At 71.7% G+C, this 23,937-nt stretch carries 21 protein-coding genes and 1 pseudogene; 12 read left to right on the forward strand and 10 right to left on the reverse strand.

Features of this window, described 5'->3' with window-relative positions; translation table 11 throughout:
• Positions 1–56: 56 nt before the first annotated feature.
• The 6 genes from ACN9MP_RS06960 to ACN9MP_RS06985 all read left to right on the forward strand — a co-directional run bounded on the left by ACN9MP_RS06960 (position 57) and on the right by ACN9MP_RS06985 (position 7,085).
• Positions 57–1,748, forward strand: coding sequence for an amidohydrolase (locus ACN9MP_RS06960; protein ID WP_426324943.1), 1,692 nt, complete (start codon positions 57–59; stop codon positions 1,746–1,748).
• Between the two features lie 26 nt (positions 1,749–1,774).
• Complete coding sequence (locus ACN9MP_RS06965) at positions 1,775–3,499, forward strand: thiamine pyrophosphate-binding protein (protein ID WP_426324945.1); 1,725 nt, start codon at positions 1,775–1,777, stop codon at positions 3,497–3,499.
• Complete coding sequence (gene speB, locus ACN9MP_RS06970) at positions 3,496–4,512, forward strand: agmatinase (RefSeq protein ID WP_426324955.1); 1,017 nt, start codon at positions 3,496–3,498, stop codon at positions 4,510–4,512. Before ACN9MP_RS06965 ends, speB begins: the two co-directional genes overlap by 4 nt.
• An 877-nt stretch (positions 4,513–5,389) precedes the next feature.
• Complete coding sequence (locus ACN9MP_RS06975) at positions 5,390–5,899, forward strand: hypothetical protein (RefSeq protein ID WP_426324957.1); 510 nt, start codon at positions 5,390–5,392, stop codon at positions 5,897–5,899.
• A gap of 75 nt (positions 5,900–5,974) precedes the next feature.
• On the forward strand, positions 5,975–6,544 hold the full coding sequence (locus ACN9MP_RS06980) for a mismatch-specific DNA-glycosylase (RefSeq protein WP_426324958.1): 570 nt from the start codon (positions 5,975–5,977) through the stop codon (positions 6,542–6,544).
• A 115-nt stretch (positions 6,545–6,659) separates the two neighbouring features.
• On the forward strand, positions 6,660–7,085 hold the full coding sequence (locus tag ACN9MP_RS06985) for a DUF2809 domain-containing protein (RefSeq protein ID WP_426324960.1): 426 nt from the start codon (positions 6,660–6,662) through the stop codon (positions 7,083–7,085).
• Between the two features lie 287 nt (positions 7,086–7,372).
• Here ACN9MP_RS06985 and ACN9MP_RS06990 read toward each other — a convergent pair whose 3' ends face one another.
• Positions 7,373–8,074, reverse strand: coding sequence for an NADPH-dependent F420 reductase (locus tag ACN9MP_RS06990; protein WP_426324961.1), 702 nt, complete (start codon positions 8,072–8,074; stop codon positions 7,373–7,375).
• A gap of 1,043 nt (positions 8,075–9,117) precedes the next feature.
• Positions 9,118–10,206 (reverse strand): FUSC family protein, encoded by a 1,089-nt coding sequence (locus ACN9MP_RS06995; RefSeq protein ID WP_426324963.1) that lies wholly within the window; start codon positions 10,204–10,206, stop codon positions 9,118–9,120.
• Between the two features lie 244 nt (positions 10,207–10,450).
• Here ACN9MP_RS06995 and ACN9MP_RS07000 point away from each other — a divergent pair, with 244 nt between their 5' ends.
• Positions 10,451–11,455, forward strand: coding sequence for an aldo/keto reductase (locus ACN9MP_RS07000; RefSeq protein ID WP_426324965.1), 1,005 nt, complete (start codon positions 10,451–10,453; stop codon positions 11,453–11,455).
• Between the two features lie 235 nt (positions 11,456–11,690).
• On the opposite strand, the gene ACN9MP_RS07005 is transcribed toward ACN9MP_RS07000, so the two are convergent.
• Entirely contained in the window at positions 11,691–12,305 is a 615-nt protein-coding gene (locus ACN9MP_RS07005; RefSeq protein WP_426324967.1) for a hypothetical protein, read from the reverse strand.
• 424 nt (positions 12,306–12,729) lie between these two features.
• Entirely contained in the window at positions 12,730–13,323 is a 594-nt protein-coding gene (locus tag ACN9MP_RS07010) for a GNAT family N-acetyltransferase (protein ID WP_426324969.1), read from the reverse strand.
• A 51-nt stretch (positions 13,324–13,374) separates the two neighbouring features.
• Between ACN9MP_RS07010 and ACN9MP_RS07015 the strand changes: the two genes are divergently transcribed.
• A complete protein-coding gene (locus ACN9MP_RS07015) occupies positions 13,375–14,253 on the forward strand; it encodes a glycosyltransferase (RefSeq protein WP_426324971.1) in 879 nt (292 codons plus the stop codon).
• 3 nt (positions 14,254–14,256) lie between these two features.
• Here ACN9MP_RS07015 and ACN9MP_RS07020 read toward each other — a convergent pair whose 3' ends face one another.
• The gene (locus ACN9MP_RS07020) at positions 14,257–14,688 is read right to left on the reverse strand and encodes a DUF1294 domain-containing protein (protein WP_426324973.1); all 432 of its coding nucleotides are present in this window, start codon (positions 14,686–14,688) and stop codon (positions 14,257–14,259) included.
• A 41-nt stretch (positions 14,689–14,729) separates the two neighbouring features.
• On the opposite strand from ACN9MP_RS07020, the gene ACN9MP_RS07025 reads away from it, so the two are divergent.
• The 4 genes and pseudogenes from ACN9MP_RS07025 to ACN9MP_RS07040 all read left to right on the forward strand — a co-directional run bounded on the left by ACN9MP_RS07025 (position 14,730) and on the right by ACN9MP_RS07040 (position 18,781).
• Complete coding sequence (locus ACN9MP_RS07025; protein ID WP_426324975.1) at positions 14,730–15,158, forward strand: SRPBCC family protein; 429 nt, start codon at positions 14,730–14,732, stop codon at positions 15,156–15,158.
• A 31-nt stretch (positions 15,159–15,189) separates the two neighbouring features.
• Entirely contained in the window at positions 15,190–15,489 is a 300-nt protein-coding gene (locus ACN9MP_RS07030) for a DUF1905 domain-containing protein (protein WP_426324977.1), read from the forward strand.
• An 868-nt stretch (positions 15,490–16,357) separates the two neighbouring features.
• Positions 16,358–16,453 (forward strand): annotated as a pseudogene (locus ACN9MP_RS07035) (DUF2510 domain-containing protein); the annotation flags it as partial.
• A 1,794-nt stretch (positions 16,454–18,247) separates the two neighbouring features.
• Positions 18,248–18,781 (forward strand): hypothetical protein, encoded by a 534-nt coding sequence (locus ACN9MP_RS07040; protein ID WP_426326215.1) that lies wholly within the window; start codon positions 18,248–18,250, stop codon positions 18,779–18,781.
• Positions 18,782–19,495: 714 nt separating this feature from the next.
• Here ACN9MP_RS07040 and ACN9MP_RS07045 read toward each other — a convergent pair.
• The 5 genes from ACN9MP_RS07045 to ACN9MP_RS07065 form a co-directional block, all read right to left on the reverse strand.
• Positions 19,496–21,139, reverse strand: a complete 1,644-nt coding sequence (locus tag ACN9MP_RS07045; protein WP_426324979.1) for an HNH endonuclease signature motif containing protein — start codon at positions 21,137–21,139, stop codon at positions 19,496–19,498.
• A gap of 113 nt (positions 21,140–21,252) precedes the next feature.
• Complete coding sequence (locus tag ACN9MP_RS07050; protein ID WP_426324981.1) at positions 21,253–22,281, reverse strand: lactonase family protein; 1,029 nt, start codon at positions 22,279–22,281, stop codon at positions 21,253–21,255.
• Between the two features lie 69 nt (positions 22,282–22,350).
• A complete protein-coding gene (locus tag ACN9MP_RS07055) occupies positions 22,351–22,623 on the reverse strand; it encodes a hypothetical protein (RefSeq protein WP_426324983.1) in 273 nt (90 codons plus the stop codon).
• A gap of 12 nt (positions 22,624–22,635) precedes the next feature.
• A complete protein-coding gene (locus ACN9MP_RS07060; protein ID WP_426324985.1) occupies positions 22,636–23,043 on the reverse strand; it encodes an arsenate reductase ArsC in 408 nt (135 codons plus the stop codon).
• A 319-nt stretch (positions 23,044–23,362) separates the two neighbouring features.
• Positions 23,363–23,608 (reverse strand): DUF6458 family protein, encoded by a 246-nt coding sequence (locus ACN9MP_RS07065; protein WP_426324987.1) that lies wholly within the window; start codon positions 23,606–23,608, stop codon positions 23,363–23,365.
• Between the last annotated feature and the right edge of the window lie 329 nt (positions 23,609–23,937).

The following is a 23,937-nucleotide window of genomic DNA, read 5'->3' on the forward strand; positions in this document are numbered from 1 at the left end:
CGCGCCCCGCGGATCGTCCCGCATCCCGACCGACCCGCCCACTCCGTGAGGACGAAATGAGAAAGCTCGCCCCGTTCGACCGCCCCGCGCAGCAGACGCCGCGTCTGCTGACGGCCGCCGCGATCCACACCGTCGACGCCGAGGAGCGTGTCGCCACCGCGATGCTCACCGACCGCGGCCGGATCCTCGCGATCGGCACCGAGAAGGAGTGCCGGGATGCTGCCACCAGCGCGGGCCTCGACCCGCAGGTGGTCGACCTCGGCGATGCGGTGATCGTGCCGGGTTTCGTCGATGCGCACGCCCACCCGCTCATGTACGGGCAGCTGATGACCTGGGTGGACTGCGGGCCCGAGAAGGCGGGCAGCATCCCTGAGATCGTGGCGCTGCTGAAGGCGGCGGCCGCCGAGCTGCCCGCGGGCCGCCCGGTGCGCGGTTACGGCTATGAGCACCGCAATCTGGCCGAGAAGCGGCATCCGTCCCGTTTCGAACTCGACGAGGTCGCGACGGACCGCGAGGTGTACCTCATGAACGCGTCGGGGCACGGCGGGGTTGTGAACTCGCACACGTTCGAGCGGGCCGGCGTCGACCGCGACACCCCGAACCCCGAGGGCGGTGAGATCTTCCGCGACGCCGACGGCGAGCTGACCGGTGAGATCTCGGATGCCGCCTGCAACATGCTCACCGGCGTCCACGGCGTGAAGATCGGCCACCACGGGCCGAACTTCCACCTCGCCGACGAGCCCGAGGAGCACCTTCGGCAGTTGGATGCCGCGACCCAGCGCTTCCTCGCCGGGGGAGTGACCACCATCGGCGACGCGCAGGTGTCGCGCCGCGAGTTCGACATGTACCTGCGGCTCGCCGAGACCGGCCGGCTCGACCTGAGGGTGTCGATGTACCTGCTGTCGCACCTGCTCGACGACGCGCTCGACATGGGACTCGTCGGCCAGTTCGGCAACGCGCACCTGAGCTTCGCCGGCATCAAGCTCTACGCCGACGGCACGCTCGGCGGCTGGACAGCATACTTCCCCGACGGCTACGTCGGCGACCCGTGCCGCACCGGTCAGCTCTACCACGAGCCCGCGGAGTACGCCGAGCTGATCCGCAAGGCGCACGCCGCCGGACTCCAGACCGCGACGCACGCCCAGTCGCCGACGGCGATCGAGATGGTCGTGTCGGCGATCGAGGCGGCGCTCGCCGAGCGGCCCGACGACGACGCGCGCCACCGCATCGAGCACTGCGGTCTGCCGACGCCGGAGCAGATCCGGCGCATGGCGGCAGCAGGCATCCGTCCCGTCAACCAGACCCAGCACTACTTCAACTGGGGCGAGGGCGTCGAGCAGGCGATCGGAACCCCGGGGGAGCGGTTCAACCCGCTCGGGGAGTTCCTGGCGGCCGGCGTGCCGATCACCATCTCGTCCGACGCGCCCGTGGCCGAGCCGATCCCGCTCGAGGCCATCCAGACGGCCGTGACCCGGATCACGCGGCGGGGTCACCGGCTCGGTCCCGACGGCCTGCGGGTCTCGGCCGCCGCCGCGCTGCGCGCCCACACCTACGAAGGCGCCGTCTCCCTCGGGCGCGAAGACGATCTGGGCTCGCTCGAGGCGGGAAAGTACGCCGACTTCGCGGTGCTCGGCGGCGACCCCCTCACGGTCGACGCGGCCGAGATCTCGCAGATCCCGGTGCTCGAGACCTGGGTCGGCGGAGAGCGCCGCTACGCTATGGCCCGCGTCGAGGCGCTGGCGATATGAGGGCCGGCGAGATGATCATCGACGACATGACCACCGACGAGCGCAACCCCGACCGGCCCATCGACGGCCCGACCGCCGACGACCCGGGCGCCGACGACGTCGCGGCCCGTTACGCCGACACGACCGGCCGCGCCGTGCTCGAGACGGTGCGCAACTACGGCGTGACGGCGGTGTTCGGCATCCCGGGCACGCACAACCTCGAGCTCTACCGGCCGCTCGAAGCCCTCGGGCTGCGTGCCGTGACCAACAGGCACGAGCAGGGGTCGGGGTACGGCGCCGACGGGTGGGCGCAGCAGACCGGACTGCCGGGGGTCGTCATCACGACGTCCGGCCCGGGGCTGCAGAACGCCATGAGCGCGATCGGCACCGCGTTCTGCGAGTCGCGGCCGCTGCTGGTCATCTCTCCGGGGGTGGCGATCGGCGCCGAGTTCCGCGACGTCGGCACCCTGCACGAGACGAAGGACGCGACGGCGATGGTCGGCGCGATCGCCGAGTGGTCCCGTCGCGTGACCAGTGCGACGGACGCCGTCGACGCGGTGCACGACGCCTTCTCACTGTTCCGCACCGGGCGTCCGCGACCGGTGCACATCGAGATCCCGCTGGACGTGCTGGAGTCGCCGGCGGATGTGCCCGCCGCGGCGCGTGCCGCGCGGCCGGTTCCCGCTGTGTCGGGCGGCGATGCGGCTTCGGTGCGCGAGGCGGTCGCACTGCTCGCGGCGGCGGAGCGCCCGGTGATCGTGGCCGGCGGTGGGGCGACCCGTGCCGGAAGGGCCATCACGGCGCTCGCCGAGCGACTCGGAGCGCCCGTGCTCACCACCCTCAACGGCAAGGCGACGGTCGACGAGCACCACCCGCTGTCGCTCGGCTCGAACCTGCGGCTCGTTGCCGCCCGGCGAGTCGCCGAAGACGCCGACGTGCTGCTCGTGCTCGGCTCGAAGCTCGGCGAGGCGGAGCTGTGGGCGCCGGTGCTCGAGGCTCGCGGTGCGGTGGTGCGCGTCGACATCTCGGCCGCCCAGCTGCACAAGAACCTCGACGCGGCCGTCGGCATCGTGGGTGACGCGACGGCGGTGGCAGACGCACTGCTGGCGGGCCTGCCCGAGGCGGCGCGCCGACCCCGCGACCTCTCCGCCGAGCGTGCGGCGATCGCCGCCGAGACGGCTGAGATCGTGCCCGAGACCGTCGCGCTCGCCGAGACCATCGCCGGCGCGCTGCCGCACGACGCCATCGTCGCGGGCGACTCGTCGCAGGTCGTCTACATGGCGCTCGCGAACGTGCTCCGCCAGTCCCGCCCGCACTCGCTGCTCTACACGCCGACGTATGCGACCCTCGGCTACGGGCTTCCCGCGGCGATCGGCGCACGCGTCGCCCAGCCCGCCGAGGGAGGCCGGCCGGTCGTCGCGGTCGTGGGCGACGGCGCGCTCATGTTCTGCGTCAACGAGCTCGCGACGGCGGTCGAGCAGCGCCTCGACCTGACCGTCGTGTGCGTCGACAACGGCGGGTACGCAGAGATCAAGCAGAACGAGGTGGATCGCGGCATCCGTCCCGTCGGCGTGGACCTGGTGCAACCAGACTGGGTGGCCCTGGCGAACGCCTTCGGCGCGACCGGCCGGCGCGCCGGCACCGCCGGCGACATCGCTCCCGCCATCATCGCGGCGATCGCTGCCGGCGGTGTGCAGCTCGTCCACATTCCGCAGCGCCCGGGGGCGCAGCATCCCGGTTCCGAATCCTCCACACCGAGAGGTGAGTCATGAGCGACACCCGTCAGCCCGTCGGCCCCGTCGACGCCTCCGTCCACCCCCGCTACGCCGGGATCGCCACGTTCGCGCGGCTGCCGCGCATCGAAGAGGTTTCGAGCGCCGATATCGCGATCGTCGGCATCCCGTTCGACACCGGGGTGAGTTACCGGCCGGGCGCGCGTTTCGGCCCGTCGCACGTACGCGAGTCGTCGCGGCTGCTGCGCCCCTACAATCCCGCGCAGGACGTCTCGCCCTTCGCGGCGGCGCAGGTCGTCGACGCCGGCGACATTCCCGCGAACCCGTTCGACATCGGCGAGGCGGTCGCCGGCATCGAGACCGCGGCGACGGCCCTGGGTGAGCGCGTGTCGCACATCGTGACGGTGGGCGGCGACCACACGATCGCGCTGCCACTGCTGCGCGCCGTGAACAAGAAGCACGGACCGGTCGCGGTGCTGCACTTCGACGCGCACCTCGACACGTGGGACACCTATTTCGGGGCTCCCGTCACGCACGGCACGCCCTTCCGGCGTGCCAGCGAAGAAGGCCTCATCGACCTCACCGCCAGCTGCCACGTGGGCACCCGCGGACCCCTGTACTCGAAGCAGGATCTCGACGACGACGAGCGCCTCGGGTTCTCGATCGTGTCGAGCGTCGACATCGAGGAGCGTGGCATCGAGACCGCGATCGAACGTGTGCGCCGTCGCGTGGGCGACAAGCCGCTGTACATCTCGATCGACATCGATGTGCTCGACCCCGCTCACGCGCCGGGAACCGGCACGCCCGAGGCCGGCGGCATGACGAGCAGGGAGCTGCTCCGGATGCTGCGGGCCCTGAGCGACCTGAACATCGTGGGCGCGGACGTGGTCGAGGTGTCGCCCGCGTACGATCACGCCCAGCTCACCGGCATCGCCGCGAGTCACGTGCTGTACGAGCTCGTCACGCTGATGGCGGCGCAGGTCGCCGCGGCGCGGGTCGCGGGGGCGCAGGTCGCTGAGGCGCACGTGGCCGAGGCGCAGGTCGCCGGGTAGCCGCTCGCCTGCCTCCTTCGCGGATCGGCGCGCGGTCGAGGTGGCGGTTCTGGTCGGCTTGGCGCCGGCGTTGCGACCACGCCTGCCTCCTTCGCGGATTGGCGCGCGGTCGAGGTGGCGGTTCTGGTCGGCTTGGCGCCGGCGTTGCGACCACGCCTGCCGCCTTCGCGGCTCGATGCCCCCGTTGCGACCACATCTGCCGCTTTCGCGGATTGGCGTGGGGTCGAGGTGGCGGTTCTGGTCGGCTTGGCGCCGGCGTTGCGACCACGCCTGCCGCTTTCGCGGATTGGCGTGGGGTCGAGGTGGCGGTTCTGGTCGGCTTGGCGCCGGCGTTGCGACCACGCCTGCCGCTTTCTCGGATTGGCGTGGGGTCGAGGTGGCGGTTCTGGTCGGCTTGGCGCCGGCGTTGCGACCACGCCTGCCGCTTTCGCGGCTCGATGCCCCCGTTGCGACCACATCTGCCGCTTTCGCGGATTGGCGTGGGGTCGAGGTGGCGGTTCTGGTCGGCTTGGCGCCGGCGTTGCGACCACGCCTGCCGCTTTCGCGGATTGGCGCGCGGTCGAGGTGGCGGTTCTGGTCGGCTCGGCGCCGGCGTTGCGACCACGCCTGCCGCTTTCGCGGATCGGCGCGCGGTCGAGGTGGCGGTTCTGGTCGGCTCGATGCCCCCGTTGCGACCACATCTGCCGCCTTCGCGGATCGGCCCGCGTTGCGACCACACCTGGAGCGCCCGTCGCCCGTACCGCATCGACGGTCCCGGGCTCGCTGTCCACGGCGACGACGGGCGGCACGTCGTCGTAGCGCGCCCGGTCGGGACTGACAACCCCCTCCCCACGCGCCCGTCGGCGACGCAGGCTGGAGGACGCAAAGGAGGTCTTTCATGAACGACCACGCGAACGACGACACCGCCGGAAACCTCGAGGGCGAGAACGCCGAGCCGGGCACGCGTCGGGACTACCGCGAACGCACCGTGGAGCAGAACGGCTTCGTCGCCGAGACGGATGCCGGCGTGGGGAACGCCGCGCCCGCCGACCCGGCCATGCAGGAGGGCGCCGAGGCGGACGCCGGTGTGATGGATGCCGCCCCCACCGCCGCGGCCACGCACGAGCTGACCGCGACCACCGACCACGACGTGATCCGCCGGTGGGCGGAAGACCGTCACGCCGTGCCGGCCACCGTCGGCACCGAGCAGGAAGGCGGCATCGGCGAGCTGAGGTTCGATCTGGACTTCGGCGACGAGATGGAAGAGCTGCGGGAGGTCAGCTGGGACGACTGGTTCCGTGCCTTCGACGAGCGCGGGCTGCAGTTCGTGTTCCAGGAGGGGCTGCGGGAGGACGGGTCGGCCTCGAACGAGTTCCACCTCGAGCAGTCCCGCGGCACGCGGGTCTGACCTGCTGGGCTCTTGGGGTCGAGCCCGGGTTCGGCCCGGGTTCGACCCCGTGGGAGCGTGCGCCACACTGAACGCATGGGATTCACGCGCGCCGAGCTGGAGTCGTTCCGGGGGCGCAGCATCCCGGACCTCATGCCGGAGCAGCCGCGACTCGTGCTGGTCGGAATCAACCCTGGGCTCTATACGGCCGCGACGGGTGTGCCGTTCGCGCACCCCGGCAATCGCTTCTACCCGGCGCTCGTCGCGGCCGGGATCATTCCCCGGATGCCGCGCATCGACGACGACGGCATGCCCGACGCCGACAAGCGCATGCTGCTCGACGCGGGCATCGGAGTCTCGTGCATCGTCCGGCGGGCGACCGTCCGGGCCGACGAGCTGGATCGTGACGAGCTGCGTGAGGGCGCGGAGCGCCTGGCTCGCGACGTCGCGGGCTGGCGCCCTCGGGTGGTGGCGGTGCTCGGACTCACGGCGTACCGCCAGGGCTTCGGCAGGCCTCGCGCGGTGGCGGGCCGTCAGCCGGAAGATCTGGCCGGCGCCGAGCTGTGGGTCGTGCCGAACCCGAGCGGCCTGAACGCGCATGTCACGGTGGCGACCCTCGCCGAGGCGTACGCCGCCCCCGCGCGCGCGGCCGGGGTGATCCCGTGACTGCGGGAAGCGGTGAGGCGCCCGCATGCTCCCGCCGCAGGGCGGGGTGATCGCGCGATGACGGAGACGGATGCCGCGCCCCCGTCGCCCCGCCGCAGGGCGGGGTGATCGCGCGATGACGGAGACGGATGCCGCGCCGGCAGCGCCCCGCCGCGCGATCGGGCGTCGTCGGCTCACCGCGGGCGTGCTGCTGGCCGTCACCGTCGCGGCCGGTCTGCTCGTGCACGGCCTGCTTCCGGACGACGCCGCCACCGACATCACCGGGGACGCGCTCTATGCCGTGGCCGCGTACCTCGCCGTGGTGCTGCTGGCTCCCCGGCTGCCAGCGCTCGCCGCCGGCATCATCGCGGCCGCGTGGTGCGTCGTGGTCGAGCTGTTTCAGCTCACCGGTCTGCCGCTCGCGTGGGGTGCGCACTTCACGCCGGCGATGCTCGTGTTCGGCACGGTGTTCGACCCCCGCGACCTCCTCGTCTACTTCCTGACGGTCGCCCTCGCATCGACCGTCGACATGCTCCTCTCACCTGTCCGTCGTCACCGTTGACCAACCCCTCTTCGCCCGAGAAACCACCCCGCGCGCGGTTTCTTGTCGCAATTGCGGCTTTTCGCCGGCGGCGGGGCGGCTCACGTCCCCCCGGGGCATCCAGCGTCCTCGTCCTGGGCCGTTCGCGTCGCCTTCGTCGCCGTCCCGTCCGCGTTCGGTGAGGCACCGCATCTCGGTGGAGAAACCACCCCGCGCGGATTCTTGTCGCACCTGCGGTTTTGGGCGGGAGGGGGCGGGACGGCGGGCCAGGGTGAGGCGTGGCCTCAGGGGTCGCCGGACCGGGCGCCTCAGACCTCGCGGGCGCGGGCGCGGGCCACCATGATCCCGCGTTGAGACGTGGGAAAGCGCTCGAGCATCGCGCGCAGCTCCGCGGCGTCGACGTCGGCGCCGAAGGCCTCTGCGCCCGGCTCGAGCATGATCCCTGCCGGCAGCGGGCCGACCACGACCGGGTCGAAGCCGAGGTCGTCGACCAGGCGCGTCACCCGCGCGACGTCCCGAGCGTCGTTTCCGGCGATGGCGATCGCCTTCCTCCCGGGCGTTCCCGCGGGCCGTGCCTCCTCGTCGAGATCGCGGTAGCCCATGTGGTTGAACGCCTTCACCACGCGCGACTCGGTCAGAAGCGCCTGCACCGTCTCGCTCGTCGTCGTGCGGAGGTCGCCGAGATCCGACCGCAGACCGTCGACCTCCCACCAGTAGTTCATGGCGTCGATGACGAGCTTCCCGCGCAACGCCTCGACCGGAAGCGTCCGGTGCTGGGGGAGCGGGAGTGCGAGCACGACCGCATCGGCGTCACGTGCGACGACGGATGCTGCGCCCGCAACCGCGCCCGGAGCCACGGCCTCGACCGTCCCGGCGATCCGAGCCGGGTCGCCCGACCCGGCGATGAGCACGTCGTAGCCCGCGGCGCGCGCGAGCTTGGCGAGCACGAGACCGACCCTGCCGGCGCCGATGATGCCGAGCACTCCGATCTTCGCCTGGTCGCCGTCCACACTCCGAGGCTAGTCAGGCGCCGCAGGCCCCTGCGGGTCCTCGACGGCTGAGCCGAGGCATCCGTCACTCTCTTCCGGGAGAAACATCCGTCACTCTCTTCCGGGAGAAAGAGGCGACTGTTGCCTTCTCTGGCGGGCAGAGGCGGCTTCAGCTGCCACCTCGGCTGCGGGCCGGTCCGTGAAGGTGGCAGGTGTGGTCGCAACGCGCCCGCCGAGCCGACCGGAGCGGCCACCTCGGCTGCGGGCCGGTCCGTGAAGGTGGCAGGTGTGGGCGCAACGCGCCCGCCGAGCCGATCAGAGCTGCCACCTCGGCTGCGGGCGGGCGGATCCGTGAAGGTGGCAGGTGTGGTCGCACCGCGCCCGCGGAGCCGACCGGAGCGGCCACCTCGGCTGCGGGCGGATCCGTGAAGGTGGCCCGTGTGGTCGCAATGCACCCGCCGAGCCGACCGGAGCGGCCACCTCGGCTGCGGGCCGGTCCGCGAAGGTGGCCCGTGTGGTCGCAATGCACCCGCGGAGCCGACCGGAGCTGCCACCTCGGCTGCGGGCCGGTCCGTGAAGGTGGCAGGTGTGGTCGCACCGCGCGCGCGGAGCCGACCGGAGCGGCCACCTCGGCTGCGGGCCGGTCCGTGAAGGTGGCAGGTGTGGTCGCAACGTGCCCGCGGAGCCGACCGGAGCGGCCACCTCGGCTGCGGGCCGGTCCGTGAAGGTGGCAGGTGTGGTCGCAACGCGCCCGCGGAGCCGACCGGAGCGGCCACCTCGGCTGCGGGCCGGTCCGTGAAGGTGGCAGGTGTGGTCGCAACGCGCCCGCGGAGCCGACCGGAGCGGCCACCTCGGCTGCGGGCCGGTCCGTGAAGGTGGCAGGTGTGGTCGCAACGCGCCCGCCGAGCCGACCGGAGCGGCCACCTCGGCTGCGGGCGGGCGGATCCGTGAAGGTGGCAGGTGTGGTCGCAACGCGCCCGCCGAGCCGACGAGAGCGGCCACCTTCACAGCCGCAGTCCCGCCGGTCGAGCAGCGAGCACCGGAAGCACCGGGATCGTCGCAGCTCAGACGAAGTCGCGCGACACGTCGATGATGCGCCGCAGGCACAGCTCGACGGCTGCGCCCGCGGCCGCCTCGGCGCGCGATCCGGGCACCGGCGTCCCCAGAGCGCGCTGATAGGCCGACAATGCCTCGCCCGCCTCGCGCAGCCGCCGGGGGGCCTCCGCGTCACCGAGCGGGGTCGCGACGAGATCGGCGGTCTTGCGGATCGCCTGCGACAGTTCGTCGCGCACCGGCCCCGTGAGCGAGGCGTCGCCGTCGGCCCGCAGTTCGAGCAGCAGGTCGATGAGGTCGCGCGTGAGGAACGCCGAACGGTCCAGCGCGGCCATGCGCCGGTTGTTCTCCTCGCGCTGACCCTGATGGCGGGCTCGACGCGGGTTGGCAAGGGCGCTCTCTTCCGCTTCGTCGACGTCAGCAGCCACTGCCGCCCGGGTCTCGGTGAGCGTCTGGAGGCCGCGCTCGAACCGCTCGGTCTCGATCTCACCGGCGGCGACAGCGCGCGCCGCGTCGTCGAGCAGTCCGGTGACGGTGTCACGGAGGGCCGTCAGCCGCTCGCTCGCCTGCCTCAGATACAGCGGGGGCACGACGATGAGGTTGACCGCGATGCCGACGATCACGCCGAACGCCGTCGTTCCGAGGTAGGCGATCGAGAACTCCTCCGGATCGCTCGCGCCGCCGATGAGCAGCACGAAGAGTCCGGCGAGCGGGGCCCAGTCGCCGCCCACTCCGAGCAGCCGCACTCCTCCCAGCAGCACGCCGACGCCGATCACCGCGCCCAGCACCGCGCCCCCGGGTACGCCGAGGTGCAGCGCGGCGACGCCGCAGAGGCCGAGCCCGATGCCGAGGGCCAGCCCGATCAGCACCTCGAATCCGACACGCGCCGAGCGGGCGACCGTCGGGTACATCGTCACGAGCGCACCCAGCGGCGCGTAGTACGAGTACTGGTCGTCGAGGAACGGGATGAGGGGCGCCAGGTACCACGCCAGCACCGCCGCGAGCGAGGTCTTGAGAGCGAGCAGCAGGCGCGGTTGCTGGGCGAGGCGCGCGGTGTACGAAACGGCGCGCCGGAGCGGCGGGGCCTCTTCCGAGCTCATCGGCCACCTCCCTTGGTCCGTCGCCCACCCTAGATGCCGGCCCCGGCCCGCTCCCCGCCCTTGCGCCGGCTCACACCGCGGGATAACGCCGGAGCACCGTGAGCGCGGGTGGCGGCATCCGGCGACGGCCACCGTCGCTCCCGACGCCTCATCTGAGGTTCGCGAACGGCGCACGGACGGCCCCCATGAGGAACCATGATGGGATGCTGGTAACCGACCCCCGACGCCTCTTCGAAGGATCCTCATGCAGCAGCGCGCACTCGGCCGCACCGGACGCTCCGTCTCGGCCATCGGACTCGGCACCTGGCAGCTCGGCGCCGACTGGGGCGCCGTGTCGGAGGAGGACGCGACCGCGGTGCTCGCGGCATCCGCCGACGAAGGCGTCACCCTCTTCGACACCGCCGACGTCTACGGCGACGGACGCAGCGAGTCGCTCATCGGCCGCTTCCTCGCGAATCGCCCGGGCCACGGCATCACCGTCGCGACGAAGATGGGCCGCCGTCTGCCGCAGGAGCCCGAGAACTACACGCCCGAGAACTTCCGCGCCTGGACCGACCGTTCCCGGGGCAACCTCGGTGTCGCCACGCTCGACCTCGTGCAGCTGCACTGCCCGCCGACCGCGGTGATCGAAGACGACGCCACCTACGACGCCCTCGACGCCCTCGTCAGCGAAGGCGCGATCGCGGCGTACGGGGTCTCGGTCGAGACGACCGCCCAGGCGCTCGCCGCCATCGCGCGCCCGAACGTGACGAACGTGCAGATCATCTTCAACCCGTTCCGCCTCAAGCCGCTCGACGAGGTGCTTCCGGCCGCCGAGGCGGCGGGCGTCGCGGTCTTCGCGCGCGTGCCGCTCGCGTCTGGCCTGCTGTCGGGCACCTACTCGGCGCAGACGACCTTCGCCGCCGACGACCACCGCTCGTACAACCGCCACGGCGAGGCGTTCGACCGGGGCGAGACGTTCTCGGGCGTCGACTACGAGACCGGTCTCGCCGCTGCTCGCGAGCTGGCCGAGGCGCTGCCCGAGGGCACGTCGCTGCCCGCTGCGACGCTCGCGTGGATCGCCGCCCAGCCGGGCGTCACGAGTGTCATCCCGGGTGCGCGGAATGTGCGCCAGGCGCAGGCGAACGCCGCGGCCGGCGGGCTTCTCGACGCCGGAGCCGCCGACGGGTTCGACCTCGCCGCCTTCGACCGGGTGATCCGCGACGTCTACGACCGCGACCTGAGCGAGTCGATTCACCACCTGTGGTGAGCGGGCGACAGCTTGATTGACGGATGCCTCGACCCGGCCCCATCGCCGGGTCGCGGCATCCGTCGCCCCCAAACCGAAGGTGCCGTCGGGTGCGTCTCATGCGCCCTGCCCGCGACGTCTCCGAGCGGGCTCTGCTCGCATGCTAGAACGCTGCGGCCCGCTGCAACAGGGGCAAGCACGGTTGCCTCGTCCCGGCGCGAGACGTCGGGACGAGGCATCCGTCTCCTGCTGTAGATCAGTGCGTCGGGTAGTCGACGACGTATACGGGAACACCGATCCTGGTCGTGTCGGACGGGTCGCCCGCGCCGTTGACGACGTTGTCGATCGTGCCCGCCGACAGATTGACCGTCATGATGTGATGCAGCCGCACGCCCGAGCTGACCGGCACCTCGAAGCCGTTCGCGGTGTGGATCGACGGGTTGTTCTGGTTGAACACGTACACGCCCGCGCCGGCGAGGGAGTGCGTCTGCACGTCGTCGGCGACTTTGTAGCCCGGGAAGCCGAGCGGATGGTCGGGGCCGTTCCACTCGTCCTGCGTGGGCGGGTCGTACGGCAGTTCGTTCTGGTACAGGATGACCTTGCCGTCTTCGCCGTTCCACAGCGTGTTGTACTCCTGGAAGTGCTCGACGAACAGGCCGGTCGACGTGACGCGATCACCGTTCACGATGACGCCGTTGGTGCCGGTGTCGGTGAACCACCGGTCGGTGTCGCCGTTCACGCCGTTGACGAAGCCCTCGACGCCGTGGTCGGCGCGCCACACCCAGGTGTGGTCGATGAGCACGTCGTCGGCGTTCACCTCGAGCGCCGTCGCGGCCTTGCCGATGTGGGGGCCGCCGACGCGGAAATACACGTCGCTCAGTGTGATCGGGGCGCAGACGGCGGGATGCCGCGTACAGACGTGACTGCAGCGACGCTGTGGGAGCGCTTTCAATGGGTGTGTCGGACAGCGGTTTGCGGTATCCGGATCCCGCGTGGGCGTCAACGGCCACGGCTCGCCCGACGAGTTCCGCACCGCGGCGATCGTGGCGATTCTGCGGGCGACCGCCGACCTGCTGGAGGGCGGCAGCGGCTACTAACACCCCGATGCGCCGCCCGGACGGCGGAGATCTGCGGACACGCGGGCCGTTCGGGGCGATCACTCCTCTCTTCCGCAGATCTCCTCGGGTCTGCCCCGCGCAGACGTGGTGGGGCCTGGTGGTGGTGGGGCCTGCTGGGGGTGGTGGGGGTGGGGGCTGGTGGTGGTGGGGGCTGGCGGGGGTCGGGGCTCGTCGCGATCAGGGCTCGAAGTCGAGTCGCACCACGAGTCGCCGCTTCGTCGGATGCGTCACCTCGCGAAACCCGGCCGCGAGGAACGGGCCGACGGCGCCGACGCTCAGTTCGTCCCAGATCACCTTGCCGCCGTTGGTCAGCATCGGGTACCCCTCGACCGCTGCGGCGCCGCGTGCGCGCGCGTGTTCGGCCGCTGCCGCGACGAGCGGGTAGGTGAGTCCTTCTCCGCGGTGGCCTTTGCGCACGACCATGCAGGCGATCGCCCACACCGACTCGTCGTCGGGATCCTCGGCTCGCCCCTGCCACGGCACGGGCGAGCCGCGCACCCGTCCATACACGCCGCGTCGGTCGACCGCGCACCAGGCGACCGGCTCGTCGTCCTGATACGCGACGATGCCGATCGTCTCGGTCGCGCGCGGGTCGCCGCAGTGCGTTTCGGCGCGCAGGATCGCGCCCCGCTCCGCTTCGGGCATGTACCACCAGTCGTGGTCGCCGAGCCGTTGGCGCTGGCACTGACAGCGACCGGCGGCGCCGGTGAGGATCGCCTGCAGGTCGTCCCACGAGGCTTCGTTGGCCGCAACGAAGCGCAGTTCGCTCATGACCGGCAGGCTAACGCGGCCAGCCGACACGGCGGGAGTATGGTGGGGCCTGTGCCCCTCGCGCCTCGCACAGCGGTGGTGATTCCGTGCCGCAACGACGCCGCATTCCTCGATGCGTGCCTGGCCGCGCTGGCCGCGCAGACGCACCCGGCCGATGTCGTGATCGTGGTCGACAACGCCAGCACGGATGCCTCGGCCGCCGTCGCCCGCTCGTACGGCGCCGTCGTGGTGCATGAGCCGTCGATCGGCATCTGGCCGGCGGCGGCGCGCGGCTACGACGAGGCCCTGGGATCTGCCGATCTCATCGGTCGGCTCGACGCCGACTCGCGTCCCCGCCCGGACTGGTTGGCCCGGGTGGTGCGCGCCTTCGTTTCCGATCCGACGCTCGGTGTGCTCACCGGGGGTGCCGAGTTCTACGGCGGCACCCCGCTGCAGAACCACCTCGGTGAGCGCTGGTACATCGGCGGTGGGCACTACTGGATCAAGAGATGGCTGGGCGTGCCGCTGGTGTACGGATCGAACTTCGCCATGCGCGCGCGAGTGTGGGACCGGGTGCGGGGGCTGGTCGATCGCAGCAACCCGCGCGTCCACGATGATCTCGATCTGGCGATCCGCCTTCGGCCCTCGGATGGGGTGCGCTACGACCCGGAGTTGCGGATGCCGGTCTCCGCACGCCCGGTGCAGACCGTGTCGGGCCTCTCGCGCCGGTTGTTCCGGGTCGTGTCGACCTTCGCCGCGAGCTGGCCGGAGGGCGCCGCGTGGCGTCGCGCCGATGGGTCGATGACGGATGCCGCCGCCTCGACGTCCAACTCCCGCTCAACCTCCGCCTCCGCCTCCCGCTCCGCCTCCGCTTCGGCCTCGGCCGACTGGCTCACCGACGCCGACTGGCTCACCGACGGCGACGACTGGACGCCGGAGTACGGTGCCTGACCCTCAGACGGTGAGTGGCGGCGCGACGACGTAGACGTACGCCGCGAGGGCCAGGATGTTGACCCCGACCGTGCCCCAGAAGGCTCGCCGGAACGAGCGCTTGCGTGTCTTGTGCCGGTACACCTGTTGCGCGACGAGGGCGCCCGGCCATCCGCCGACGAGGCCGAGCAGCAGCAGTGTCTGCTCCGAGACCCGTGCCTTCTGGCGGCGCGCGGCGGCCTTGTCGATCCCGTATGCCGCGAAGGCGACGACGCTCGCCGCTCCGTAGAGGGCGGGCACCCACCACGCCAGCCCGAACAGCAGGTACGCGACCGCGAACGCGCCGGCGAAGACGAGCAGCACCGTCCAGCTGAGGGCGGCGGGCAGCGGTCTCGACAGGTCCCGGCCCGGCCGTTCCGCGGTGTGAAGGGGAGTGCGAGGGCGCGGCGTGGGCATGCGCTCGATCCTAGAGGTGTGCTGCGGCGTACCGTGTGTGCATGCATGAGCTCACCGAAGAGGCGCTGGTTGCGGCATCCGTCGACGTCGTCTGGCGGGAATTCACGGTCGCGGGTCGTCTGGCGGAGTGGTTCTGGCCGCCGCGGTTCGAGACGACGGCGGTCGTCGAGGTGCGCGAGCTGGGGCGGTGGGAGGTGCGGTCGATTCCGGCCGATCTCTCGGTCGAGGGCACCGTTCTGCAGTTCGAGGCGCCCCATGCGCTGCGGCTCGGGTGGCGGTGGGCGGGGGAGGAGCACACGACCGATGTGGAGGTCGCGCTGGAGCCGGCGGCGGATGCTGCGACCCGCGTGATCGTCCGGCATTCGGGTTTTGCGAGCACGGAGGAGCGCGACAATCACGTCGAGGGCTGGGCCACGTGCCTGCAGCGGCTGGTCGATCGGCATGGTGGCGCTCCCGGGGAGCATCTGTGAGGGTGTCCTGGGGCGGCGGTAGCGTCGGTTCGTGATCATCGAGTTCGACGGCGATGTGTTCCGCTGGGCGGCGCGGGAGGATTCGGCGTGGTTCTTCACGGCGGTGCCCCGCGAGTTGAGTGATGACATCCGCGAGATTCCGCGGCCGTATCGCGGTTTCGGTTCGGTTCGGGTGCGTGCCCGGGTCGGCGGGAGCGAGTGGTCGACGTCGATCTTCCCGTCGTCGGGCAGCGGTTCGTATGTTCTGCCGCTGAAGAAGTCGGTGCGGGATGCTGAGCAGCTCGTCGACGGCGGTCCGGTGACGGTGCGGCTCGAGGTGCTCGACGGCTGACGCCGTACTCGATGCGGCCGCCCTGCCGGCGGCTTCAGGACCAGGGGTGCGGCGGACGGGCCCTCTCGCCTGTGTCGGAGGACCGAAGTCCACAGGTTCGGCCGGTTCTGGCTTGAGGAGTCGCTTTCTCGGCCGCTTCGGTGTCGGATCTGTGGAGTTCTGCCGCCGAGTTCCGGCGCCGGCGCTGAGGGCGGACGGGCCCGGTTGCCGCTTATCGGGCGGACCGAACTCCACAGGTTCGGCCGGTTCTGGCCTGTGGGGCCGCTTTCTCGGCCGCATCGGTGTCGGATCTGTGGAGTTCTGCCGCCGAGTTCCGGCGGCGGCGTTGAGGGCGGACGGCCCCGTTTGCCGCGTATCGGGCGGACCGAACTCCACAGGTTCGGCCGGTTCTGGCCTGTGGGGCCGCTCTCTCGGCCGCGTCGGCGTCGGATCTGTGGAGTTCTGCCGGCCAGCTGGCGGCGTCAGGACCAGGGGTGCGGCGGACGGGCCCTCTCGCCTGTGTCGGAGGACCGAAGTCCACAGGTTCGGCCGGTTCTGGCCTGTGGGGCCGCCTTCTCGGCCGCATCGGTGTCGGATCTGTGGAGTTCTGCCGCCGAGTTCAGGCGCCGGCGTTGAGGGCGGACGGCCCCGGTTGTCGCGTATCGGGCGGACCGAACTCCACAGGTTCGGCCGGTTCTGGCTTGAGGAGTCGCTTTCTCGGCCGCTTCGGTGTCGGATCTGTGGAGTTCTGCCGCCGAGGTCTGGCACGGGGGCAACAGATGCGGCTCCTGCCGTAATGCGGCGGCCAGCTGTGGGTGTTGCGGTGTGTGCGGTTCGCACCCTCCGGTATGTTTGCGCTCGAGCGAGAATCATTCTGCTGGGGAGCATGATGTCTGACGGGTCTCTGGGGGGACCTCCGCCGGGCTGGTACGCGGATGCGTCGCAGTCGGGTCGTATGAGGTGGTGGGACGGCCACGCGTGGACGCACCACGTGGGCTTCGCGACGGATGCCGCAACCGCCGCGGCAGCGGCCGTCAGCGGTGCGCCCGTCGATTCGGCCGTGGTGGAGACGACGGCGATTCCGATCGTCGAAGCGCCGGTTCCCTCGGCGCCGGATCCGCAGGCGCGCGCGGCAGAGCCCGCGCCGAAGAGCTCGGAAGCTTCGCCGCCGGTGCGGTCGCGGCGCGGTTCGGTGGCCGGTTCGTCGCAGGTTCCGAGCAGTCGTGCCCAGCTTCGTGCGTCTCGCGATCCGGGACCTCCTTCCGATGAGGCGGTGGCGTCCGAGCGTCTCGCGGCCGCCACACCTGAGGTCGAAACCAAGGGCTCGCCGTCGTCGGTGGCGTCGCCTTCGGTGGTGCCCGCTCCCGTGTTCTCGCAGTCGCCGGCATCTTCGCCGACGTCTCCGCCGTCTCCGCTGCTGTCTCCTTCGGGATCGTCTTCACCGTCGCAGTCGCCGTCGCCGATGAATGTCCGTTCGGATCCCGCGCCGAGCGCGTCCGCGCATGGTGGCCGATCGGGTTCTGCGCTGGGCGTCGGGGGTGGGGCGAATCTGGAATCTTCGAGTGGCGCGGCTTCGCGGGTCGCTCCGGCGGTTGCCGTGTGGCCGCCGCCGGTATCCGAGGTGCCGCCGGTCGAGCCTGCGAGCACGCAGACGTCTGCTCTCGCTGCCCTATTCGGTGCGATGCCCGGCTCCGCGGTGGCGGCTCGGGGTGGCGGCTCCGATCCTGGACTCGGTTCCGCGCTGCTGGCATCGTCCGAGGCGGCAGGCGGAGGTGAAGAATCCGGAGAAGCAGACACATCTACCGAGTCGGCGCCCAGCCCGGAAGCGCTGTCACCCACGCCGGTCGTTCCGGCTGTAGAGCTTGCGTCTGCGCCGGCAATACGGGCTGACAAGTCTGCGCTCACGCCGGTCGTTCCGGCCGCGGAGTCTGCGTCCGGGGCTGCCGACTCTGTGCCTGCGGCGGTCGTTCCGCCTGCCGGCCCTGCACCCGCGCCGGTCGTGGGGTCGGCGGGGTCTGTGTCCGGGGCGGTCGTTCCGCCAGCTACCGGCCCTGCACCCGCGCTGGTCGTGGGGTCGGCGCGGTCTGTGCCCGCGCCGGTCGTTCCGCCTGCCGGCCCTGCACCCGTGTCGGTCGTGGGGTCGGCGGGGTCGGTGCCTGCGGCGGTCGTTCCGCCAGCTACCGGCCCTGCACCCGCGCCGGTCGTGGGGTCGGCGCGGTCTGTGCCCGGGACGGTCGTTGCGGCTGCCGAGTCTGCGTCCGGGCCCGTTGTTCCGGCTGCCGAGTCTGCGTCCGGGCCCGTTGTTCCGGCTGCCGAGTCTGCGTCCGGGCCCGTTGTTCCGGCTGCCGAGTCCGCGTCCGGGCCCGTTGTTCCGGCTGCCGAGTCCGCGTCCGGGCCCGTTGTTGCGGCCGCCGAGTCTGCATACATGGGCCTTGCTCCGGTTGCCGAGCCTGCGCTTCCGCCGGTCACTCCGGCAGCGGAGCCGGTGTCCGGGGCTGCCAAGTTTGCGCCCGCGCCGGTCGTCCTGTCCGACTCTGAACCCGCGCCGCTCGCCCAGCCCTCTCAGGGTGGGTCCGCGCCGGTCGCTGGCGCTGTGAGGCGTGGTGACTCTGCGCCTGCGCCTGCGCCCGCGCCCGCCCCCGTCACTCCGCAAGGTGAGTTTGCCCCCGCGCCTTCGGTGGGTGCCGGTGTCGTTTCGCCGTCGCGCTCCGAGTCGGCGTCGTCGACTCCGGCCTCCGGCTCCCCCTCCGCGTCGTCGGCTCCGCCGTCTCCGCCGGTCATGGACTCCGGCTCCGGGGCGGTGGCTGAGTGGTCGCCACCTCTCTCACCGCCGCCGTGGGTGGCGACGCCGTCGGCGGCGGATATCGCCGCGACCGAAGCGGCGAGGGCGCCGTTGCCCGATCAGATCGCCCGAGGGCATTCGGCGCCCATCGTCGATCGCCCTCCGACGCCGATCGTGTATCAGCCGATCTCGAGTTCGTACGTCGGCGAGATGGCACCGCCCCTTCCTGAGCCGAAGGCGAAGAACACTCCGGCGAGATGGGCGCTCGTGTTCATCGTGCTCGCGGTTGGTGGGGGAGTGGCGGTGGTGGGGTGGCTCGCCGGCTTCGACCAGGCGGTCGCTGGCGTGGTGAGTCTCGTCAGTCTGGGACTCGCCGCTGCGGCGTTCTTCCTCGCGGTCGGCGGGATCGTGGTGGCGGTGCAGCGTCCGACGAAGCGTCTGACGCCTGTCATCGCGCTCGTCTCGTCGACGCTGCTGGTGATCTGGCTCGCCATCGTCGCGACGGGGCAGGCACTCGCGATCCTCGCTTGACCCGGGGCCGGCCCATGGCGCCGCCCCCGCAACCGGTCGCCCCCCCCCCCCGCAACCGCTGGCGCCGCCCCCGCAACCGGTCGCACTGTCACCCATGCCTGTGGCGCCCGCGCCACCCATCGCCGGTGCCGCCGTCGCCCATACCTGCGGCACGGCGAACGGCACCAGCCGCGCGGGCGGCGCGGCGACCGTGGCTACGCGACGGGCACCACCCGCCCGGTAGCTACGTGACCGGCACCAGCCGCGCGGGCGGCGCGGCGACCGTGGCTACGCGACCGGCGCCACCCGCCCGGCGCTACGCGACGGGCGCCACCCGCCCGGTAGCTACGTGACCGGCACCAGCCGTGCGGGCGGCGCGGCGACCGTGGCTACGCGACGGGCGCCACCCGCCCGGCGCTACGCGACGGGCGCCACCCGCCCGGCGCTACGCGACCGACACCAGCCGGGCGGGCGGCGCGGCGACCGTGGCTACGCGACGGGCGCCACCCGCCCGGCAGCTACGCGACGGGCGCCACCCGCCCGGCAGCTGCGCGACGGGCGCCACCCGCGCGGGCGGCGCGGCGACGGTGGCTACGCGACGGGCGCCACCCGCCTGGCAGCTACGCGACCGGCACCAGCCGGGCGGGCGGCGCGGCGACCGTGGCTACGCGACGGGCGCCACCCGCCTGGCAGCTACGCGACCGGCACCAGCCGCGGGCAGCGCGGCGGCCGTCGCTACGAGCCCGTCGCCGCGAGCTCAGCTAGCCTCGCCGGGGTGCCGGGAGCCGGCGCGTGCCGCCATCCCGGTCGGTTCGGGAACGGGGGAGGGTTCCACGCCCACGACCACGGAGCCTTTGATTGCAGGACGACGGATCCGCCGTGGTCGGGTGGCCTGTGCAGCACGAACGGGCCGTGGCGGTCGCGCGTGATCTTGTAGCCGTTGTTGTGGAGCAGAAGGTGGTGGAATCTGCAGAGCAGGATGCCGCGATCGATGTCGGTTCGCCCGTGATCCTCGAACCAGTGGTCGCAATGATGCGCTTCGCAGTAGGAGGCGGGCACCGAGCATCCGGGAAGGGCACAGCCACCATCGCGGACAGCCAGAGCCTTGCGCTGGAGCGTCGTGAACGCTCGCTGCTCACGTCCGACGTCGAGCGGGTTGCCTTTCGCATCGAGCGTGACGTCGAGCGAGCCGTTCATGCACACGTGGCGATCGACGACCGAGCCGGGGAGCGGGTCGCCGCCATCTTCCGCGTGCCCGGTCGGCAGCATGCGACCGAACTGATCGAGCGGCCCGACGGCGTTCTTGACGACGACCATCCGGACCCCCGGCTGACGTGCACCGAACACGTCGGCAGCGTTCGCGACCGCGCCCGCGCGGAGGATGTCCATGAAGAGGTCGTAAGCGAGCTGCTCGTTCGTCCTCTGGTCGTTCTGGAGGTCTGCGGCCGCCGCTCGTTCTTCGTCGGTCATGAAGCGCGGACCGCCGCGTCGCGGGCGGAGTCCGGCATCTATCATGGAGCGAACAGTGAGCGCCATTTCGTCATCGAAGTGAATGAGCCCGACCCACCGGTCATCGGAATCGAGATACATCCGATACTTGCGTCCCGTGAAGTGGGCAGCAAACCGCGCCTCGGCGCCGGCCGGGTCGAGCTGGTCCCGCGTCGTTCGCGCGCGGCGGCGCAGCTCTTCGACCGGCATGACCGCGGCATCCGCCAGCAGTTGCTCCGCCGCAATCGACCACACTTCTTGAGCTGCCGCGGATTCGACGGGGTCGGCAGCGGTCGGCGGCTCGCCGAGGCCGCGACGAATGGCGTCGAACTGCTCGCTGGTGAGCGAGTTCCGCAGCCGGGCCCGGCGTAGTGGTTCGTGCCACGGCGTCCGAGCCCCCTGGCCCGCAACCGCTCCACCTTCGTTCGCATCGACCCTGGCACGCGGCGCACCAGATCCGTCACCGCCACCGGGATCATCTGCGCCCGGCGCCGCGCTCGTGCCGCCGGCATCCGCTTCTCCGCCACTGGCCGGGGGTTCGCTCTCACCGCGATCGAGCAGCGACTCGCCGACCTGGACAGCACGCCTTGCATCGGATGCCGTTCCCCCGGTGATCGCTTGAATCAGCGCGACGGGCGTGCGGTGACCTCGTACGGCCGCCATGCCGCCGTGGCCTCGATCGCGGGTCGACCGCCGCGCAGCGACGCCCGCTGCGATGACTGCAGCGAGGTCGAGGCACCGCCGCATGTCGGCGGTGCCACCGATGATCTGCGCGACCGCCTCATCGGGAAGAGCCTCGATCGCCGACGGCAGGTCTTCGGCGTCGACATCCAGATCGGGAAAGCGCGCGAGCGACTCGGTGAGCTCGCGAAGTTCCGAAATGAATGTCACATCTCCACGATCTCACGATCGACAAAGATACGAACAAAAATACGAGAAAGCTGTGGATAACTCTCCAGCAACCCGCGAACCGCAGCGCCCAGCCGCGACCGGCAATCCGCCCCTCAGACGAACCGCACCCAGTTCGCGCCTGCGCCGGTCTCGGCGCGCTGCCGCAGTTCGAGCCGGTCTTCGTCCACCGCGTACAGTGCGACCTCCCGCGACCGCTCGCCCGCCGCGACGAGGTACGCGCCGTCCGGACTCAGGGCGAAACCGCGCGGCTGCTCCTCCGTCACCGTGAAGCTCGAGGCCGCGGAGACCGACCCGTCCGGCGCCACCGCCACGGCCCCGAGCGTGCTCTCCGTGCGCTCCGACGCCCACAGCCACCGTTCGCCTGCCCCGAAGTGCAGATCGGCGCCCCAGATCAGGTGCTCGGCCTTCGGGTCGGCGCCGAATCTGCTGTGCGCCAGTCCCTTCGACGGATCGAAAGCGGATGCCGCGTCCACCAGCTCCAGCGCCCCCGACGAGGTGTCGCGGGCGTAGTGCAGCACCTCGGCCGAGAACTCCGTCAGCACGTAGACGGCGTCCTGTGCGTTGTTGAGCACGAGGTGCCGAGGGCCGCTGCCCTCTGGCGCTGCGACGGTGGCCGGCGCCAACGGCAGCAGCTCCAGGTCGGCCGCCAGCGAGTACTGCGCGACGAGATCCGCGCCGAGCGAGACGAAGTACGCGAACCGACCGTCGGCGCTGGGCAGCACCGAGTGCAGGTTGGGGAACGCGATGCGCGACACCGGCGCGCCGACGACTCCGTCGTCGATCGGCGCGCTGATCCCGTAGCCGCCCCCGTACGACGCGCCGAGCAGGCCCGACCCGTCGCGCGTCAGCGCGAGGTAGTTCATCCCGCCTTCGGGCAGCTCGAACCGGGATTCCTCGGCCAGCCGGCCGGTCTCCCGATCCAGGCGGAGTGTCACGATCGCCGCGGGTGCGCCCTTGACCCCGGCGTAGACGAGGTCGCGCGCGGCATCGATCGCGAAGGTGGAGCATCCGTTCAGGCCTTCTGTGACCGCGAGTCGTTCGAGCGACCCGTCCGTCAACCGGAAGGTGCTGATGCTGCCGTCACCTGCATTGGCCACGAGTACGAGATGCGCTTGGGTCATGCCTTGATCGTAGGCGCGGCGGGATACGGAATCAGGAGATCTGGCGAGGCCAGGGCAATCTCGGTCGGATCATCCTGCCTCCGCCAGATCTCCTGATTCCGACGAGGCCGCGGCGGCTGGTCTCAGCCCCGCCCGCGCCGCCAGCCCCGCCCGCGCCGCCCGCGCCACCCGCCCCGCCCGCGCCGCCCGCGCCGCCAGCCCCGCCAGCCCCGCCCGCGCCGCCAGCCCCGCCCGCGCCGCCAGCCCCGCCAGCCCCGCCCGCGCCGCCCGCGCGACCAGCCCCGCCCGCGCCGCCAGCGCGACCAGCCCCGCCAGCGCCGCCAGCGCCGATGCAGCCGCCACCACGCCCGACGGTCAGGCCGCGCCGGTGAGCTCGCCGATCAGCGTCTGGACGCGCGCGCGGATGTCGTCGCGGATCGGGCGAACAGCATCCAATGACTGCCCTGCGGGGTCGTCGAGCTGCCAGTCCTCGTAGCGTTTGCCGGGGAAGATGGGGCAGGCGTCGCCGCAGCCCATGGTGATGACGACGTCCGACTCGCGCACAGCGTCGACGGTCAGCACCTTCGGAACGGCGGCGGCGATGTCGATGCCCTCTTCGGCCATCGCCTCGACGGCGACGGGGTTGATTGCGTCGGCAGGTTCTGAGCCCGCCGAGAGCACCTCGATGCGGTCGCCCGCGAGAGCCTGCAGGTAGCCGGCGGCCATCTGCGACCGCCCGGCGTTGTGCACGCAGACGAACAGCACGGTGGGCTTGTCACTCATGTGGCGGCCTCGCTTGGGTGTCGGGTGGCGCGTCGTTCACTACCCACCGTATTGCCCCGCGGACCGGAAGAGGACCATGACGGATGCTGCGCCCCGACCACGATCCGAGCGGGGCGCCCCGACGCTTCGAGTTCGCAAAGCGGTTCTCGCTTTCGCGCGGAGACTCGGCGGCCGATCCGAGGTACCCGGCTCAATACGCTCGTCATCGGTGTCCCCAGCACCAGCTGAGAGCAGCGTCCCCCAGCGCTGCCCAGCACCGTGATTATGCGGACTCGGGCCCCGGTGCGCGACCGGGGCCCGAGCAGTTCCTGCGGCGGTATTAGAGTCCCGCGGTGTCGTCGGGTGCCCGCGTGACGCGGTGCGTTCCGTCGATGTCGGTGCGGGTGATCGTGTCGGTGCGGCGGCGGCGGAACATCAGGATGAGTCCCATGATGAACACGACGGCTCCGGCGACCATCAGGATGTAGCCGACCATGTCGAGGTTCAGCCACCCGAGGTCGACGTTCACCGCCCAGACCAGGATCGCTCCGATCGCGAAGAGGACGATTCCAGCTCCGATACTCATGTGAGGCTCCTTCCCGGCGTGGGTCTGCGCCCGCACCTTTTCCGGCTCTCATCGCCATCTTTCCCGCGCCCGAGCATCCACTGGGAGGGGTTGACGCGGCTCGCGATGCGCGGTACGGCCGGCAGAACCGGTCGCGCCCCGCATCGGCAGAGATGTGGGCGCCTCCTCACTCCCGGAGGCGCTCGTTGGGAGAGCGGTCCGGTCGGAGGAGGCGTCCGCCCGCAAACGTACGCACGCTGCCGAGTGGCGCCAAGGGGGCTTGCGCGAAGGCGCGGGAAGGTGTTTACGCTGGCAGTTTGCGCCGTTGACGTGAGTGTCTTGTCACCGGG

It is taken from the genome of Microbacterium sp. E-13 (genome assembly GCF_049912955.1).
GTDB lineage: Bacteria > Actinomycetota > Actinomycetes > Actinomycetales > Microbacteriaceae > Microbacterium.

Coding starts and splice junctions, on each gene's coding strand:
- ACN9MP_RS06965 (WP_426324945.1), top strand. CDS start 1,775: ATGACCACCGACGAGCGCAACCCCGACCGGCCCATCGACGGCCCGACC.
- ACN9MP_RS07040 (WP_426326215.1), top strand. CDS start 18,248: ATGGACTCCGGCTCCGGGGCGGTGGCTGAGTGGTCGCCACCTCTCTCA.
- ACN9MP_RS06985 (WP_426324960.1), top strand. CDS start 6,660: ATGACGGAGACGGATGCCGCGCCGGCAGCGCCCCGCCGCGCGATCGGG.
- ACN9MP_RS07065 (WP_426324987.1), bottom strand. CDS start 23,608: ATGAGTATCGGAGCTGGAATCGTCCTCTTCGCGATCGGAGCGATCCTG.
- ACN9MP_RS06960 (WP_426324943.1), top strand. CDS start 57: ATGAGAAAGCTCGCCCCGTTCGACCGCCCCGCGCAGCAGACGCCGCGT.
- ACN9MP_RS07025 (WP_426324975.1), top strand. CDS start 14,730: ATGCATGAGCTCACCGAAGAGGCGCTGGTTGCGGCATCCGTCGACGTC.
- ACN9MP_RS06975 (WP_426324957.1), top strand. CDS start 5,390: ATGAACGACCACGCGAACGACGACACCGCCGGAAACCTCGAGGGCGAG.
- ACN9MP_RS07060 (WP_426324985.1), bottom strand. CDS start 23,043: ATGAGTGACAAGCCCACCGTGCTGTTCGTCTGCGTGCACAACGCCGGG.
- ACN9MP_RS06995 (WP_426324963.1), bottom strand. CDS start 10,206: ATGAGCTCGGAAGAGGCCCCGCCGCTCCGGCGCGCCGTTTCGTACACC.
- ACN9MP_RS07050 (WP_426324981.1), bottom strand. CDS start 22,281: ATGACCCAAGCGCATCTCGTACTCGTGGCCAATGCAGGTGACGGCAGC.
- speB (WP_426324955.1), top strand. CDS start 3,496: ATGAGCGACACCCGTCAGCCCGTCGGCCCCGTCGACGCCTCCGTCCAC.
- ACN9MP_RS07020 (WP_426324973.1), bottom strand. CDS start 14,688: ATGCCCACGCCGCGCCCTCGCACTCCCCTTCACACCGCGGAACGGCCG.
- ACN9MP_RS06980 (WP_426324958.1), top strand. CDS start 5,975: ATGGGATTCACGCGCGCCGAGCTGGAGTCGTTCCGGGGGCGCAGCATC.
- ACN9MP_RS07000 (WP_426324965.1), top strand. CDS start 10,451: ATGCAGCAGCGCGCACTCGGCCGCACCGGACGCTCCGTCTCGGCCATC.
- ACN9MP_RS07010 (WP_426324969.1), bottom strand. CDS start 13,323: ATGAGCGAACTGCGCTTCGTTGCGGCCAACGAAGCCTCGTGGGACGAC.